General features: G+C 72.5%; 14 protein-coding genes. 5 read left to right on the plus strand and 9 right to left on the minus strand.

Translation table 11 applies throughout. The features are described 5' to 3' along the window. Positions 1 to 392 precede the first annotated feature (392 nt). The gene (locus tag BLW14_RS17835) at positions 393 to 1,118 is read left to right on the plus strand and encodes a M23 family metallopeptidase (protein ID WP_177154016.1); all 726 of its coding nucleotides are present in this window, start codon (positions 393 to 395) and stop codon (positions 1,116 to 1,118) included. A 33-nt stretch (positions 1,119 to 1,151) separates the two neighbouring features. On the opposite strand, the gene BLW14_RS17840 is transcribed toward BLW14_RS17835, so the two are convergent. Next, positions 1,152 to 1,736 (minus strand): TetR/AcrR family transcriptional regulator, encoded by a 585-nt coding sequence (locus tag BLW14_RS17840; protein ID WP_093708245.1) that lies wholly within the window; start codon positions 1,734 to 1,736, stop codon positions 1,152 to 1,154. A 125-nt stretch (positions 1,737 to 1,861) separates the two neighbouring features. Between BLW14_RS17840 and BLW14_RS17845 the strand changes: the two genes are divergently transcribed. After that, positions 1,862 to 3,445, plus strand: coding sequence for an MDR family MFS transporter (locus BLW14_RS17845; protein ID WP_093708246.1), 1,584 nt, complete (start codon positions 1,862 to 1,864; stop codon positions 3,443 to 3,445). 62 nt (positions 3,446 to 3,507) lie between these two features. Here the strand turns inward: BLW14_RS17845 and cseC are convergent, their stop codons facing one another. From cseC to BLW14_RS17870, 5 genes are all read right to left on the minus strand, one after another. Next, a complete protein-coding gene (gene cseC, locus BLW14_RS17850) occupies positions 3,508 to 4,866 on the minus strand; it encodes a two-component system sensor histidine kinase CseC (protein ID WP_093708247.1) in 1,359 nt (452 codons plus the stop codon). Further along, positions 4,863 to 5,567 carry a two-component system response regulator CseB gene (gene cseB / locus BLW14_RS17855; protein ID WP_093708248.1) on the minus strand — a complete coding sequence of 235 codons (705 nt, stop codon included), beginning with the start codon at positions 5,565 to 5,567 and terminating at the stop codon, positions 4,863 to 4,865. The genes cseC and cseB overlap by 4 nt, the downstream gene beginning before the upstream one ends. A gap of 10 nt (positions 5,568 to 5,577) precedes the next feature. Further along, complete coding sequence (locus BLW14_RS17860) at positions 5,578 to 6,297, minus strand: hypothetical protein (RefSeq protein WP_093708249.1); 720 nt, start codon at positions 6,295 to 6,297, stop codon at positions 5,578 to 5,580. Next, on the minus strand, positions 6,285 to 6,833 hold the full coding sequence (locus BLW14_RS17865; protein WP_093708250.1) for a SigE family RNA polymerase sigma factor: 549 nt from the start codon (positions 6,831 to 6,833) through the stop codon (positions 6,285 to 6,287). Before BLW14_RS17865 ends, BLW14_RS17860 begins: the two co-directional genes overlap by 13 nt. Positions 6,834 to 7,149: 316 nt before the next feature. Beyond that, entirely contained in the window at positions 7,150 to 8,052 is a 903-nt protein-coding gene (locus BLW14_RS17870) for an HhH-GPD family protein (protein ID WP_093708251.1), read from the minus strand. Between the two features lie 333 nt (positions 8,053 to 8,385). On the opposite strand from BLW14_RS17870, the gene BLW14_RS17875 reads away from it, so the two are divergent. Continuing rightward, positions 8,386 to 9,162, plus strand: a complete 777-nt coding sequence (locus tag BLW14_RS17875) for a hypothetical protein (protein ID WP_093708252.1) — start codon at positions 8,386 to 8,388, stop codon at positions 9,160 to 9,162. A 50-nt stretch (positions 9,163 to 9,212) separates the two neighbouring features. On the opposite strand, the gene disA is transcribed toward BLW14_RS17875, so the two are convergent. Then, entirely contained in the window at positions 9,213 to 10,337 is a 1,125-nt protein-coding gene (disA, locus tag BLW14_RS17880; protein ID WP_026171409.1) for a DNA integrity scanning diadenylate cyclase DisA, read from the minus strand. 145 nt (positions 10,338 to 10,482) lie between these two features. Then, entirely contained in the window at positions 10,483 to 11,895 is a 1,413-nt protein-coding gene (gene radA / locus BLW14_RS17885) for a DNA repair protein RadA (protein WP_018520499.1), read from the minus strand. 135 nt (positions 11,896 to 12,030) lie between these two features. Between radA and BLW14_RS17890 the strand changes: the two genes are divergently transcribed. After that, positions 12,031 to 13,869 (plus strand): sigma-70 family RNA polymerase sigma factor, encoded by a 1,839-nt coding sequence (locus BLW14_RS17890; RefSeq protein WP_093708253.1) that lies wholly within the window; start codon positions 12,031 to 12,033, stop codon positions 13,867 to 13,869. A 13-nt stretch (positions 13,870 to 13,882) separates the two neighbouring features. Here the strand turns inward: BLW14_RS17890 and BLW14_RS17895 are convergent, their stop codons facing one another. Beyond that, complete coding sequence (locus BLW14_RS17895; protein ID WP_371128125.1) at positions 13,883 to 14,656, minus strand: DUF3109 family protein; 774 nt, start codon at positions 14,654 to 14,656, stop codon at positions 13,883 to 13,885. 140 nt (positions 14,657 to 14,796) lie between these two features. Between BLW14_RS17895 and BLW14_RS17900 the strand changes: the two genes are divergently transcribed. Then, positions 14,797 to 15,747, plus strand: a complete 951-nt coding sequence (locus tag BLW14_RS17900; protein ID WP_093708255.1) for a Ppx/GppA family phosphatase — start codon at positions 14,797 to 14,799, stop codon at positions 15,745 to 15,747. Positions 15,748 to 15,754 lie beyond the last annotated feature (7 nt).

Genomic DNA, 15,754 nt, shown 5'->3' on the forward strand with positions numbered 1-15,754 from the left:
GAAACGGACGGCCTTCGGTCCCACCGCCGGTGACAAGGCGCACAGGCCATTCGAGGCCTACTAGCCGCCATAGGAGTAACGGGCCCGATCCGGCGGGGGCCTTTCGGCCCTGCGGCGGACGGGCCCTCGGCATGAGAGGTGCCGTATGCCCGCACAGGGGGCGTATGTCCGGTTGGGGCGGTTTGGGACTGGCTCTAAACCTGTTCCGGCGAGGACTTTCGGGAGCCCTTCGGAGGGGCTCGGACCGGAGTCCGACGCGTGAATTCCCGGGGGGCCTTCTACGGCTTTTGGTCGTAGATGGGGTGTTTGAGCCCCGGTGGGGGTGCGGGTTACCAAGGTATGGCCAGCCCGGCACGCCGCCGGGTCCAGTCATCTTCGGAGGATTTCCGCTTATGTCGAAGCGCGTTACGTTCCAGTCCCGCCGCCCGTCCGTGTCCCGTGTTCGCGGCGCTGTGGTGGCAGCCGGTCTGGGGACATCGATGGTTCTCGGTGCGGGTGCTGCGTTCGCGGCCGGCACTGCGGACGCCCCCCGGGCCTCGAACCCGGTGGCCACCACCACCGCCGACTCGGTCGCCCAGCAGGCTGCCGCGCAGGGCAAGGCCGCCAAGCACAAGGCGGAGGAGGCCAAGAAGAAGGCCGACGCCGCGAAGAAGAAGGCCGCCGCCAAGAAGAAGGCCGCTGCCAAGCGCGCCGCGAAGCTCCCCTGGGAGACCCCGGTCAGCAAGTACGAGCTGAGCGCGAGCTTCGGCAACGACGGCAGCCGCTGGGCGCACAAGCACTCCGGCCAGGACTTCGCCGTGCCGATCGGCACCAAGGTCGATGCCGCCCACTCCGGCACGATCGTCAAGGCCGGCCCGAACGGCGGCGGCGACGGCCCCGCGTACGGCAACGCCATCGTGATCTCGCACGGCAACGGCACGTACTCCCAGTACGCGCACCTGTCCAAGATCGACGTGCACATCGGCCAGCACGTGAAGAAGGGCGAGAAGATCGCCCTGTCCGGCAACACCGGCAACTCCAGCGGCCCGCACCTGCACTTCGAGATCCGGACCACCCCGAACTACGGTTCGGCGGTCAACCCGGTCAACTTCCTGCACAAGCACGGCATCAACGTCTGATACGTCCGATCCGGCCGTCCCCCCGCCCCCCGGCTACCGGGGGGTTTCCGGGTCATGGGCCCGGGTGACCAGTTCGACGGCGACTTCGAGAGCGGCCTTGCGCTTCTCCTCGGGGTCGCCGTCGACGTCTTTCAGGGCGAGCATCCCCGCGTGCAGGGTGAAGAGCGCGCTGAAGCACCGCACCTGGTCGGTGAGCGGCGCGTCGGGTTCCTTGATCAGGTCCACCAGACCCAGGACCCGGTGCTTGATGGTCTCGCCGATGCTCAGATCGCGTACCGTCGCCTGGTTCTCCTGCATGAAGCGGAAGAGCGGGGCCGCGTGCGCCATCGCGTTGCTGTAGCGGCGCAGGATCTCCGTCTTCGTCTCCAGGGTCCGCGGCTGGGTCTCGCCCCAGGCGATCAGTTCCTCCACCGGCCGGTTCAGGTCCTCGAAGATGGAGACGAGGATGTCTTCCTTCGTCTTGAAGTGGTAGTAGAGCGCCGCCTTGGTGACGTCCAGCTTCTCGGCGATCTCCCGCAGCGAGGTCTTCTCGTACCCCTGCTCGGCGAAGAGCTCCAGGGCGACGTCCTGGATGCGCTGACGGGTGTTGCCCCGGCGCGGCTGCGGCGTGCTGCCCATGGTGCTCTCCCAAAAAAACTTACTTGACGCCCGGCTAGTTACGGGTCTACCTTCCTCCAGTGTAATCAACTAGCCGGGCGGCAAGTAAGGGCCCGGTGAGCAGGGTGACTGGGGAGTTGGGGAAGATGGCGGACCTGATCAAGACGGCCGACGGGAAGGCGGACGGCCCACCGGCCACGAAGGCGGAACCCTCGGCTCCGCAGCAGCGCAGCGTCCGGGTGGTGGTCCTCGCCCTGATGATCGCCATGCTGCTGGCGATGCTCGACAACCTGATCGTCGGCACCGCGATGCCGACCATCGTCGGCGACCTCGGCGGCCTCGAACACCTCTCGTGGGTCGTCACCGCCTACACCCTGGCCACCGCCGCGGCCACCCCCATCTGGGGCAAGCTCGGCGACATGTACGGGCGCAAGGGCATCTTCCTCACGTCCATCGTGATCTTCCTGATCGGCTCGGTCCTCAGTGGCATGGCCCAGGACATGGGCCAGCTCATCGGCTTCCGGGCCGTCCAGGGCCTCGGCGCCGGCGGCCTGATGGTCGGCGTCATGGCGATCATCGGCGACCTCGTGCCACCCCGTGAGCGCGGCAAGTACCAGGGCATGATGGCCGGTGTGATGGCCATCGCCATGATCGGCGGACCGCTGGTCGGCGGCACCATTACCGACCACCTCGGCTGGCGCTGGAGCTTCTACATCAATCTGCCGCTCGGCGCCGTCGCCCTGTTCATGATCACCACGGTCCTGCACCTGCCCAAGCGGGAGCGCACCAAGCGGAACGTCGACTACCTCGGCGCCGCGCTGCTCACCGTCGGCATCACCGCGATCGTGCTGGTCACCACCTGGGGCGGTTCCGAGTACGACTGGAACTCCGCGGTCATCATGGAGCTCATCGCGATCGGCGTCGCCGCGCTGGCCGGCTTCCTCTTCGTCGAGACGAAGGCCGCCGAGCCGATCATCCCGCTCCACATCTTCCGCAACCGCAACTTCACGCTCATGTCCGTGGTCGGCTTCATGGCCGGGTTCGTGATGTTCGGCGCGGTGCTCTTCCTGCCGCTGTTCCAGCAGTCCGTCCAGGGCGCCTCCGCGACCAACTCCGGACTGCTGCTCCTGCCGATGCTGCTGTCGATGATGGTCGTCTCGCTCGTCGCGGGCCGCGTCACCACCAGCACCGGCAAGTACAAGATCTTCCCCATCGTGGGCTCGATCCTCATGGTCATCGGCCTCTTCCTGCTCGCGCAGATGGACACCGGTACGACCCGCTTCACCTCGGGGCTCTACATGGCGGTGCTCGGCGCCGGCATGGGCTTCCTGATGCAGATCACGATGCTCGTCGCGCAGAACAGCGTCGAGCTGAAGGACATGGGCGTCGCCTCCTCCTCCACCACCCTCTTCCGGACCCTCGGCAGCTCCTTCGGCGTCGCCATCATGGGCGCGCTGTTCACCGGCAGGGTCCAGGACGAGATGGCGGCCCACGGCGGCGGCGGGGCCACCGCGCACTCCGCCCAGCTGGACGCGGCGAGCCTGGCCAAGCTGCCGGTGCCGGTGCGCGAGGCGTACGAGTTCGCGGTGTCCTCCGGTACGCACATCGCCTTCCTGGTCGGCGCGTCCGTCGGCCTGGTCGCGGTCGTCGCCTCCTTCTTCGTCAAGGAGGTCCCGCTGCGGGGCGCCGGCCCGGAGGCCAAGGCCGCCCCGGCGGTCGCGGAGATCTGATCCGGTCACGTACGTACGCGAAGGGCCCCGGGACACGCGTCCCGGGGCCCTCTTTGTAGTCGTCAGACCCGCTTCCCGGCCCCCGGCTCCACGGCCGGGCCCCGCTGCTCCGCGAACTGGAGCATCGGGTAGCTCCCCGTGTCCGTCGGCGCGTGCTCGGGCAGCCACAACACCGCGACCGCCCCGCCGCTGCCCTCCGCCGCGCCCGCCGGCGCCGCGTTCCGGAAGGTCAGCCGGGCCCCCAGCACCCGGGCCTGCCCGGCCGCGATGGTCAGCCCGAGCCCGTGCCCGTGCCCGGCCCGGTCCGTCGACCCGGTACGGAACCGGCTCGGCCCCTCCTTCAGCAGCGCCGCCGGGAACCCGGACCCGTGATCGCGGACCCGGACCACCCGCCCCTCGACCGTGACCTCCACCGGGGTCGACCCGTGCTTGGCCGCGTTGCCCAGCAGGTTGCCCAGGATGCGCTCCAGGCGGCGGGGGTCCGTGTTCACCCAGGACTCGTGGACCACCTGCACCCGCACCTCCGGGTCCAGCAGCGCGACCCGGCGGCTGACGAACTCGCCGAGCGCGATCTCCTGGAGCTCGGCCCGCTCCGACGCGCTGTCCAGCCGGGCCACCTCAAGGACGTCCTCGACCAGCGTGCGCATCGCCTGCGCCCGGTCGCGCACCAGCTCCGTCGGGCGGCCCGGCGGCAGCAGCTCCGCCGCCGTGAGCAGCCCGGTCACCGGGGTCCGCAGCTCGTGCGCGATGTCCGCGGTGACCCGGCGCTCCGCCTCGATCCGCTCGTTCAGCGCGTCGGTCAGCGCGTCCACCGCACCGGCCAGCTCATCGGTCTCGTCGCGCACGACACCGCCGACCGCGTCCCTGACCCGGACGTCCGTGTTGCCCTGGGCGACCTTCCCCGCCGCCGCGGCCGCCTTGCGCAGCCGGCGCGAGAGCTGGCCGCCGATCAGGACGCCCAGCGCGGAGCCGCCGAGGACCACCGAGACGGAACCGATGATCAGGGCCCGGTCCAGATCGCCCATGATCGTGGTCGAGCGGTCCGCGAACCGGGTGTGCAGCGACAGCACGTTCCCGTTGCCCACCGGCACGGCGGCCCAGACGTCGGGCACCCCGCCGGCATCCTCGACGTGCGTGGCGCGGCGGTTGCGGCGGGTCTCCGCGCGCAGGCTCTGCGGCATCGTGGGGTCGTTGAGCTTCGCCCCGAACCGGGGGTCGGCCTTCTTCGTCCTCTTCGCCTCGTACAGCAGCTGCGCGTACGTCAGCCGCTCCAGCTGCACCTCGCGGGCGTTCTCCAGCATCGAGACGCGGGCCGCGTTGTGCACCACCAGGCTCAGCGCGACCGCGATCAGGGCGCCGACGGAGGCGATCGCGATGCTGATCTTCCAGCGGACACCCGTCCGCAGGGATGGCCGCCTCATGCCCGGAGCTTGTAGCCGAAGCCGCGGACGGTCTCGATGCGGTCCTGGCCGATCTTCGTCCGCAGCCGCTGCACATGGACGTCCACGACCCGGGTGTCGCCGCCCCAGCCGTAGTCCCAGACCCGCTCAAGGAGCTTGTCGCGGGAGAGAACCGTGCCGGGCGCCGACGAGAACTCGAGCAGCAGCCGCATCTCGGTCGGGGTCAGCCCCACCTGCGCACCGCCCCTGCGGACCTCCATGCCCTCGGTGTCGACCTCCAGGTCCCCGAAGACGAGCACCCCGCCCTCGGCCGCGGGCTCCGGCTGCCCGCCGCCGGCCCGGCCGCCCGACGCGTGGCCGAAGCGGCGCAGCACGGCCCGGATCCGGGCGACCAGGACGGCCCCGTCGAAGGGCTTGGTCACGTAGTCGTCGGCGCCGGCCTCCAGGCCGAGGACCACGTCGATGGAGTCGGCCCGCGCCGACAGCATGATCACCGGGACCGTCGACTCGTCCCGGATGCGGCGGCAGAGGCTGACCCCGTCCAGACCGGGGACCATCACGTCGAGCAGTGCGATGTCGGGCTGCTTCGCCCGGAACGCCTCCAGGCCGGTCAGCCCGTCGGGCACCGCGGTGACCGCGAAGCCGTCCCGCTCCAGCGCCAGCTGGGTGGCCTCGCGGATGACGTCGTCGTCCTCGACGAACAGCACATGGGTCTCGGCCATCGGAAAGCTCTCAGTTCCTCGACGGTTCCGTGGGCGCGGGAAGGTCTCCGTCACCGCCGCCCACGGCTCGGTTGAAGTCGTTGTGCACCCGGTCCAGCTCGCCGAACCGGCCGCTCGCCCAGTGGTACGTGATCACTTCCTCGCCCGAGGGATAGACCACGGAGTCCTTCTTCTCGTACACCTGGGTCGTCACCACCAGGTCCCCCCGGTCGATGGTGCCGTAGACGGCGGGCTGCTCGACGGCGAAGACGTTCTCGTACGTGCCGTCGGCGCGCGGCCGGTAGACGTACGTGCCGACGCCCACGGAATCGCCGCAGGTCATCACGTTCACCACGACGTCCGGGGAGGCGCCGCCGGTGAGTTTCCCGTACGAGGAGTCCACCGGGTACTCGTCGCCGCTGCACGGCTTCAGGCCCATCCGGACCTGCCCGCTCACCTTGGGGTCCGCCTTGAGCAGCGACACGGCGTCCACCCGGGGCGCGGGCTTCGCCGTGGACGCGGGCGTGGTGCTCGGGGTGACGCGGACCACCGGCTCGGCACCCGCGGGGCCCTCGTCCCTGGTGCCGGTACCACCGGTGGAGCAGCTGACGGCGAACAGCCCGAAGACGGCGAGCCCGGCAAGTGCCGCACTGCTCGCCGCCCAGCCGGACAGCCGGCGTCCGCCGGCCGTTCCCCCGCCCGTACCGCCGGTGACCGTGACCTCGTCACCGCTGCCTGTCAGGCCGCGCACCGCTCCCGCCCCCGCTCCTCGGCGAGCCGGGCATCCCGGCTCGCCGCTTCCCTGTTCTCCAGCTCCTGGCGCAGTCGTGCCAGGGCACGGTGCAGCGTGCTCTTCACCGTACCGGCCGACATGCCGAGCGCCGCGGCCGTCTCCTCCGTGCTCATCTGCTCCCAGTGTCGCAGGACCACGACACTGCGCTGCTTGGGAGCGAGCACGCCCAGGATGTCCATCAGCAGGGCGCGGTCGGCGCGCTGCTCGCTGCCGTCCTCGATGCTCGCGTCGGGCAGCTGCTCGGTGGGCACCTCGTCGAGCTTGCGGGCCCGCCACCACTCGGTGCGGGTGTTGATCATGACGCGGCGCAGATAGGCGTCGGCGAGGGACTTGTCCTCGATGCGGTCCCAGCGGCCGTACGTCCTGGCCAGCGCGGTCTGGAGCAGGTCCTGGGCGTCCACCGGGTCCGGGACGAGCCGGCGCGCACTGCGCAGCAGCGCCTCCTGCCTGGTCCGTACGTACTCCTCGAAGCCGAGCACCTCGCCCTGCGCCATCACAACCGCCTCCATCCCCGTGGAACCCCGTAGTACCGCTCGTACCGCCGCCGGCCGCTGGTCGTGCGGCCGACGTCGCAGACGCTACGGAGCGGTTGTCACGAGGCTGTGCGGAGCAGCCATAGGAGGGCGCACGGCTGTCCATCGGTTGTGTAACAGCGCGAGGACGAGCCCGGACAAAGGGCCCCGCGCCGGACGCGGAAAGGGCCCGCCCACCCCGTCATTGTGACGAGGAGGACGGGCCCTGTCCGCGTTTGTTACGAAGGCGGGCGGGGCCGGTCGTCCCCTTGTTACGAAGACGGCCCGGCCCGGTCCGTCAGGTCAGCGGCAGCCGGTAGCGCCCGCCGGACAGCGGCTCGACCAGCCCGTCGGAGACCAGCCCGTCCAGCGCGCGGGCGCGCTGCACCGGCTCGTCCCACACCGCGTCGAGCGCCGCCTGAGGCACCGGCCCGACCGCGTCCCGCAACACGGCGAGCAGCCTGCCGCGCACCTGCCGGTCCGTGCCGGCGTACGTCTGGCCCCGGCGCGGCGGCCCCTGGTGCGCGGGCTTCCCGGCGAGCCGCCAGGCGCACTGCTCCGCGATCGGGCAGCGAGAGCAGTCCTCGTTCTTCGCGGTGCAGACGAGGGCGCCCAGCTCCATCGTGGCCGCCGCCCACCGGGCCGCCCGCTCGTCCTCGTCGGGCAGCAGTTCCCGGGCGAGCCTGCGTTCGGCGGCGGTGGTCGCGTTCGGCGGGTACTGGATGCCGGCCGCGGCCCGGGCGAAGACCCGGCGGACGTTGGTGTCCAGGACGGCGTGCCGCTGCCGGTACGCGAACGAGGCCACGGCCGCCGCCGTGTACTCGCCGATGCCGGGCAGCGCGAGCAGCTGGGCGTGCTCGCTCGGTACGTCGCCGCCATGGCGTTCCGTTATCGCCTGGGCGGCGCCGTGGAGCCGCAGTGCCCGGCGCGGGTAGCCGAGCCGGCCCCAGGCGCGGACCGCCTCACCGGGCGGCTCGGCCGCGAGGTCGGCGGGGCGCGGCCAGCGGGCCAGCCACTGCTCGTACACCGGGAGCACCCGGCTGACGGGGGTCTGCTGCAGCATGAACTCGCTCACCATCACACCCCAGGCACCCGCTTCGGGGCGGCGCCAGGGAAGATCGCGGGCGTGCTGGTCGAACCACCCGATGACGGGGGTGTGGAGGGCGGAGGGGGGCGTCTGGGTCGCAGTCGTGGCAGTCATCGCACCATCGATCCTGACACGGCCTTCCGGTAAGAGGCCTCACGCCCCGCGAGCCGTTGCGGCAACTGGCCGATGGGCCGTTTTCCGCGCCATCGAGGGGGATGCCCCTGCGTAAACGTTTCATCGCTCAGGGTCATTTCGGGCGTGCTCGGCGGCCGAACTGGCCTTCGCGGAATGATGATCCGGAAAACTTGGTGCCCAAGGCGGCGGGTGGGGCGGGAGTTGGGCCGGATCTCTCGTACAGTTTGCGCCGTGGGATCTCTGCGCAATCCGATCGGTCCGCTACCCTCCAGCATCTACTGGCGACGGAGGGCGGTCGCTGCGGCCCTGGTCGTGCTCCTCGCGGTACTGATCGCATGGGCCGTCACCTCGGGCGGCGGCAAGGGCGGGTCCCACGACGACTCCAAGGCGCCCGGCTCGAGTCCGGCCGGTTCGATCACACCCGGGCCTTCCGGTTCCGGCCCCGCTATCAGTGAACAGCCCGGCGGGGGCGGCGAGTCGAACGGCTCCGGCGGCAGCGACGGTGACGAGGACGGCAGTTCGGGCGGCGGGTCCAACGGTGCGGGCGGCTCGTCCGGCTCGTCGGACGCCAACGGCGGTGGCCAGGAAACCGGTTCGGGTTCCGCCTCCGGCTCCGGTTCGGGTTCCGGTTCGGGTTCCGGTTCCGGCGCGCAGGTCGCGCGGCAGGTACCGGCGGGCTCCTCGCTCCCGGACTGCGCCGCGGGTTCGATCCGGCTCACCCTGAAGACCGAACTCAGCTACTCGCCCGACGAGAAGCCGAAGTTCCGCCTGTTCGCCACCAACACCTCGTCCACCGCCTGCAAGGCCGACTTCGGCCCTGAGAGCGCGGTGTTCACCGTCACCGAGGCGGGCGGGGACGACGACGAGGTGTGGTCCTCGAAGGACTGCCCGCGCAAGCCGGCGCCCGTGCTCCTCGAGGTGCCCGCCGGGACGACCGTCGTGCACACCGTGGAGTGGGACCGGGCCAAGAGCGCCCCCAAGTGCGCGACGCCGCCGCCGGGGAAGGCGAAGCCGGGCACGTACCTCGTGGAGGCCAAGGCGCCGGGCGAGCCGGTGCAGCGCGCCTCGTTCGTCCTCGCGAAGGACTGAGCCCGCGGGGTTCCGGCCGCCGGCCCGGGGGAGCGGTGCAGGGGCCGCCCCTACACGTAGCGTTCGAGGATCGACGACTCGGCCAGCCGGGACAGCCCCTCGCGCACGCTGCGCGCCCGCGCCTCGCCGACCCCGTCCACCGTCTGGAGGTCGTCCACGCTCGCCGCGAGCAGCTTCTGCAGACCGCCGAAGTGCTCCACGAGCCGGTCGATGATCGCACCGGGCAGCCGCGGCACCTTCGCCAGCAGCCGGAAACCGCGCGGCGACACCGCCGAGTCCAGCGTCTCGGGCGAACCGCTGTAGCCCAGCGCCCTCGCCACCACCGGGAGTTCGAGCAGCTCGGTGTGGGTCAGCGAGTCCAGCTCGGTCAGCGCTTCCGCCACCGTGCGCGAACGCTTCGCGGTCGGCTCCGGCACGTAGTCCCGCACGACCAGCTCGCGCTCCGGCTCCACGCCCGCGATCAGCTCGTCCAGCTGGAGCGACAGCAGCCGCCCGTCGGTGCCGAGCTCCACCACGTACTCCGCGATCTCCGTCGCGATCCGGCGGACCATCTCCAGGCGCTGGGCCACCGCCGTCACGTCCCGGACGGTCACCAGGTCCTCGATCTCCAGCGCGGAGAGCGTCCCGGCGACCTCGTCGAGCCGCAGCTTGTACCGCTCCAGCGTCGCGAGCGCCTGGTTGGCGCGGGACAGGATCGCCGCCGACTCCTCCAGGACCCGGCGCTCCCCGTTCACGTACAGCGCGATCAGGCGCATCGACTGGGAGACCGAGACCACCGGGAAATTGCACTGCTTGGAGACCCGGTCCGCCGTGCGGTGCCGGGTGCCGGTCTCCTCGGTGGGGATCGACGCGTCCGGGACCAGCTGCACGCCGGCCCGCAGGATCTTCGTCATGTCCTTGTCGAGAATCAGGGCCCCGTCGAGCTTGGCGAGCTCCCGCAGCCGGGTCGCGGTGAACTCCACGTCCAGCACGAAGCCGCCGGTACACATCGACTCGACGGTCTTGTCCATGCCGAGCACGATCAGACCCCCGGTGTTGCCGCGGAGAATGCGCTCCAGGCCGTCCCGCAGGGCCATACCGGGCGCGACGGCGCTCAACGAGGCGCGCATGAGCGCCTCGTTACCGGTGGTTTGGCCGGACTTTCCGGGCGATGCTGCCCGGTCGCTGGCTGCCACTGCACTCCTCCGGTCACAGGTTTGCGGTGCCCTCGTGGCCTGTCGCTACGGAGCAGGCCGGGTCCAGTCGAAGGACCCGGGGGTGTCTGACGCACCCCGTGGTCCCTCGTACCGTTCGTACGGACGGGCGAGACCAGGGCAAAGTCTACCGGCGCGCGTCCTCCTCCCGGGGGGCCTGTGCTCGGGACCGGCGCGGGAGCGCCCTGAGCGCGTCCCCCATGTCGGCCACTTCCGTGACCTTCATGCCCGCCGGGACCTTGCCCGGATCGGTCGGGACCAGGGCGTGCGTGAAACCGAGCCGGTGCGCCTCGGCCAGCCTGCGCTGCACGCCCGTGACCCGCCTGACCTCGCCCGCGAGCCCCACCTCACCGATCGCCACCAGGTTCTTCGGCAGCGGTGTGTCGCTCGCCGCGCTCGCCAGCGCCAGCGCGATGGCCAGGTCGGCGGCAGGCTCGGACAGCTTCACGCCGCCCACCGTCGCGCTGTAGATGTCCCGCTTGCCCAGCGAGCTGATCCGGCCGCGCTGCTCCAGGACCGCGAGCATCATCGACACCCGGGACGTCTCCAGGCCCGACGTGGTGCGCCGCGGCGAGGGGATCTGCGAGTCCACCGTCAGCGCCTGCACCTCCGCGACCAGGGGCCGCTTGCCCTCCAGGGTCACGGTCAGGCAGGTGCCCGGCACCGGCTCGTCGCGCCGCGTGAGGAACAGGCCGGACGGATCGGCGAGGCCCGTGATGCCCTCGTCGTGCAGCTCGAAGCAGCCGACCTCGTCGGTCGCCCCGTACCGGTTCTTGACGCCGCGCACCAGACGCAGCCGGGCATGGCGGTCGCCCTCGAAGGACAGCACCACGTCCACCAGGTGCTCCAGGAGCCGGGGCCCGGCGATCGCGCCCTCCTTGGTGACGTGGCCCACGAGCAGCGTCGACATCCCGCGCTCCTTGGAGGCCCGGATCAGCGCCCCCGCCACCTCGCGGACCTGCGCCATCCCGCCCGGCGCGCCCTCGATCTCCGGCGAGGCCACGGTCTGCACCGAGTCCAGGATCAGCAGCGAGGGCTTGACCGCGTCGAGGTGGGCGAGCACCGCCGACAGGTCGGTCTCCGCCGCCAGGTACAGGTGGTCGTTGATCGCGTGGATGCGGTCGGCCCGCATCCGGACCTGGGAGGCGGACTCCTCGCCCGTCACGTACAGGGTGCGGTGCTCGTCGCTCGCCGCCTTCGCCGCCACGTCGAGCAGCAGCGTGGACTTCCCGACGCCCGGCTCACCCGCGAGCAGCACGACGGCCCCGGGCACCAGACCGCCGCCCAGCACCCGGTCGAGCTCGCCCACGCCGGTGGGCCGGGCCGTGGCCTGCCGGCTGTCGACCTGGCCGATGGGCAGGGCGGCGGTGGACACCCGGCCCGCGGCCGTGGTCCGGACGGCGGGGGCGCCGCCGAACTCCTCGACCGTCCCCCACGCCTGGCACTCGGGGCAACGGCCGAGCCACTTCGCGGTGGTCCAGCCGCATTCGGTGCAGCGGTAGGACGGCCGGTCCTTCGCGGATTTCGTACGGGCAGCCATGGCGCCACCGTATAGGCGGGGTCGGACAACGCGGCGGGGGACGCCTGCCCTTTGTCGCGCGATACGTTCACCCGAAAGGGTTAAATCTACTCAAGGAGCACCAGGCGCCCGCCCCGCCCTGCCTACGGTCGCAAGGTGACGAGCAGCAGGCTGCAGACCCCCACGGACACCCCCGGCGCGCACTGGGGCCGGCATCGCGCGCCCCACGCCTCGCCGAAGCAGCCGCCCGCCCGTTACGAGCCCCATCTCGACGGTCTGTTCACCTACTGCCTCTCCGTCCTCTGCGACCACGAAGCGGCCACCGAGGCGCTCGGCGGCGTCCTCGCCCTGGCCGAACGGCAGGGCGCCCGCCGCCCGGCCGACGCGGAGGCACGCAAAACCTGGCTGTACGCCCTGGCCCGGTGGACGTGCCTGCGCCGGCTCACCGAGCAGAAGCAGGGCCGCCGCGCCCACCGCCGCCCCGACCCCGCCCGCCCGCACCGCGGGCCCGCCGCCGAGGACCGCCGCCCCGCGCCCGCCCGCCGCGCGCACCGCGCCGCGCCCTCGGCCGCCCACGCCGCGTCGCCGGAAAGCCCGGCCTGGAGCCCCACCGGGAGCCCGGTCGAGGGCCCCACCGCCGAGGCCCACCGCCGGGAGCTGGCCCAGCTCGCCTGGCCCGAGGCGGCGGGCACCACGCCGGAGCAGCGCGAGGCCCTGGAGCTGGCCGTACGGCACGGGCTGACCCCGCGCGCGGTCGCCGCCGTCCTCGGCCTCGACGCCACGTCCGCCCGCGAGCTGCTGGCCGGCGCCGCCTGCGAGGTCGAGCGCACCCGGGCCGCCTTGGCCGTCGTCGAGAAGGGCAACTGCCCCACGGCCGGCCGGCTCACCGGGGACCACCGCGCGCTGCTCTCCGCCACCCTCCGCCGCGAGCTCGTACGGCACGTGGACGACTGCCCGTGCTGCCGCCGCGCCGCCGAGCGCGCCGGGGCCGAGGGGCCGTGGCCGGGGAAGACGGTGACACCGGCGGCCGTGCTGCCCGTCGTGGAGGCGCCGAGGCCGTCCGCTTACGTGGCCATGCTGCACGCGCAGAAACACCAGAAGAATCGGTCCGCCACACCGCGTTTCGACCGCACCGGCTTCCCCGTGGACCCCAAGGACCATGCCGCGCGCCGCGACCGGCTGCGCTCCCGGGTCATGACGACGACGGTCGTCGCCACCGTCGTAGCCGCCCCCGTCATCGCCCTGTGGTCCGCCTACCGGGGCGCCCCGCTCACCGGCGAGGGCCGCGAGGGCCCGGCGGTCAGCGCCGCCGCCGGCGACACCGGCGCCGGCGAGACCCCCTCCGACCACTACGAGAACGCCGGCAACGCCCGCCCCGACGCGGGCAGCCGCTTCAAGGACCGCGACACCCTCCCGGAAGTCTCCGCCGAGATCGTCAGCCCCGGCCCGTCCCGCGCCCCGGACCACGGCGAGGGCCGGCTCACCGTCGAGGCCCGCACCTCCGGCTCCACCACCTTCGTCACGCTCACCGCGTCGAAGGCGGGACCGGTCTCCTGGTCCGCGGCAACCGACCGCTCCTGGGTGCGCCTGAGCCGGACCTCCGGGAAGCTCGCGGCGGGCGGCAGCGTCACGATCCGGGCCGCCGTGGACCACGCGCGGGAGCCCTCGGGCCCCTGGACCGCCCACCTCACGCTCGCCCCCTCGGGCGCGGTCGTCGCCCTGCACGGCCACGGGGCCGCGGCGCCCGGCACCCCGACGCGCCCCGGACGCCCGCCGCACGGGACCCACACCCCGCGCCCGACGGTCCCGGCCGACCCGACGCCCACCCCGACGGAGCCCGAGCCCACCCCGGACCCCTCCGAGCCGACACCGGACCCGACCGACCCCACGCCCACCCCGACGGAATCCGCGCCGAGCCCGACCCCGGACCCGACCGACGCCTCGGAACCGCCCGCGCCGCCGAAGGGCCCGAGCACCCCGCCCCCGGCGGACTGACCGTGGAACGGCGCTACGCCGGGTCCGCCGGGTGCGGGGCCATCGGCAGCAGCGAGGCGAGCCGCTGCTCGCACAGCTCGGTCAGCGCCTCGTACCCCTTCTCGCCCATCAGCTCGATCAGCTCCGGCCGGTACGACACGTACACCGGATCGCCGGCCCCGTGCGCCGAGGTCGCCGAGGTGCACCACCAGTGCAGGTCGTGCCCGCCCGGACCCCAGCCGCGCCGGTCGTACTCGCCGATCGACACCTGGAGCACCCGCGTGTCGTCGGGCCGGTCGATCCACTCGTACGTACGCCGCACGGGCAGCTGCCAGCACACGTCCGGCTTGGTCTCCAGCGGCTCGCGGCCCTCCCGCAGCGCCAGGATGTGCAGCGAGCAGCCCGCTCCGGCGGGGAAGCCCGGCCGGTTCTGGAAGATGCACGAGCCCTGCCAGCGCCGGGTCTGGCGCTCCCCGTCGTCGTCGGTCTGCGTCCAGCCCGTCTCCGTGCCGACGTCGTGGAACTGCCACAGCTCCGGAGTGAGGCGCGCGACATGACCGGCCACCCGCTTCTCGTCGTCCTCGTCCGAGAAGTGCGCGCCCAGGGTGCAGCAGCCGTCGTCCGCGCGGCCCGCCTGGATGCCCTGGCAGCCGCTGCCGAAGATGCACGTCCACCTGGACGTCAGCCAGGTCAGGTCGCAGCGGAAGACCTGCTCGTCGTCGGCGGGGTCGGGGAACTCCACCCAGGCGCGCGCGAAATCGAGGCCCGTCTCGTCGGAGGGATCCGGCTCCGCGGCCGGCGTGTGCATCTCCACCTTCTCGACATGCTTGATGTCCTGCGGCACGTCCGGCTCGACGTCCCGCTTCTTCGTGGCTTTGCCCGGCTTCGCCTTTTTCGTCTTTGGCACGGGCCCAGAGTAAGTCCGCCACCGGCAGTAGCGTTCGCCGTATGAGACTCGGAGTCCTCGACGTGGGGTCGAACACGGTTCATCTGCTGGTGGTCGACGCGCACCCCGGCGCCCGCCCGCTGCCCGCGCACTCGCACAAGGCCGAACTGCGCCTCGCCGAACTCCTCGATGAGGACGGCGCGATCGGCCCGCTCGGCGTGGACCGGCTGGTCGGCACGATCGCCGGCGCGCTCGAAGCCGCCGAGGACAAGGGCTGCGAGGACGTCCTCGCCTTCGCCACCTCCGCGGTGCGCGACGCGAGCAACGCCGACCAGGTGCTCGACCGGGTACGGGACGAGACGGGCGTCGACCTCACGGTCCTCAGCGGCACGGAGGAGGCCCGGCTCACCTTCCTCGCCGCCCGCCGCTGGTACGGCTGGTCCGCCGGCAAGCTGCTGGTCCTCGACATCGGGGGCGGCTCGCTGGAGATCGCGTACGGCATGGACGAGGAACCGGCCGCCGCGGTCTCGCTGCCGCTGGGCGCCGGGCGCCTCACCGCCGGCTGGCTGCCGGGCGACCCGCCGGACCCGGCCGAGGTCAAGGCGCTGCGCCGGCACGTACGGGCGCGCATCGCCCGCAGCGTCGGCGACTTCACCCGCATCGGCCGCCCGGAGCACGTGGTGGCCACCTCCAAGACGTTCAAGCAGCTCGCCAGGATCGCGGGCGCGGCCCGTTCCGCCGAGGGCCATTACGTGCAGCGCACCCTCACCCGTAAGGCGCTGGAGGAGTGGGTGCCCAAGCTGGCCGCGATGACCGCCGAGGAGCGCCAGACCCTCCCCGGCGTCTCCGAGGGCCGCGCCGCGCAGCTGCTGGCCGGGGCGCTGGTCGCGGAGGGCGCGATGGACCTGCTGGACGTCGACGAGCTGGAGATCTGCCCCTGGGCGCTGCGCGAGGGCGTCATCCTGCGTCGCCTGGACCACCTGCCGTCGGACGGCGGAGCGGTGCTGGACTGACCGGCCC

This window comes from Streptomyces sp. 2131.1 (assembly GCF_900105515.1).
GTDB classification, from domain to species: domain Bacteria; phylum Actinomycetota; class Actinomycetes; order Streptomycetales; family Streptomycetaceae; genus Streptomyces; species Streptomyces drozdowiczii.

Excerpts from the sequence above, each read along its gene's own strand:
- BLW14_RS17835 (WP_177154016.1), top strand. The coding sequence starts at position 393 with ATGTCGAAGCGCGTTACGTTCCAGTCCCGCCGCCCGTCCGTGTCCCGT.
- BLW14_RS17840 (WP_093708245.1), bottom strand. The coding sequence starts at position 1,736 with ATGGGCAGCACGCCGCAGCCGCGCCGGGGCAACACCCGTCAGCGCATC.
- BLW14_RS17845 (WP_093708246.1), top strand. The coding sequence starts at position 1,862 with ATGGCGGACCTGATCAAGACGGCCGACGGGAAGGCGGACGGCCCACCG.
- cseC (WP_093708247.1), bottom strand. The coding sequence starts at position 4,866 with ATGAGGCGGCCATCCCTGCGGACGGGTGTCCGCTGGAAGATCAGCATC.
- cseB (WP_093708248.1), bottom strand. The coding sequence starts at position 5,567 with ATGGCCGAGACCCATGTGCTGTTCGTCGAGGACGACGACGTCATCCGC.
- BLW14_RS17865 (WP_093708250.1), bottom strand. The coding sequence starts at position 6,833 with ATGGCGCAGGGCGAGGTGCTCGGCTTCGAGGAGTACGTACGGACCAGG.
- BLW14_RS17870 (WP_093708251.1), bottom strand. The coding sequence starts at position 8,052 with ATGACTGCCACGACTGCGACCCAGACGCCCCCCTCCGCCCTCCACACC.
- radA (WP_018520499.1), bottom strand. The coding sequence starts at position 11,895 with ATGGCTGCCCGTACGAAATCCGCGAAGGACCGGCCGTCCTACCGCTGC.
- BLW14_RS17895 (WP_371128125.1), bottom strand. The coding sequence starts at position 14,656 with ATGCACACGCCGGCCGCGGAGCCGGATCCCTCCGACGAGACGGGCCTC.
- BLW14_RS17900 (WP_093708255.1), top strand. The coding sequence starts at position 14,797 with ATGAGACTCGGAGTCCTCGACGTGGGGTCGAACACGGTTCATCTGCTG.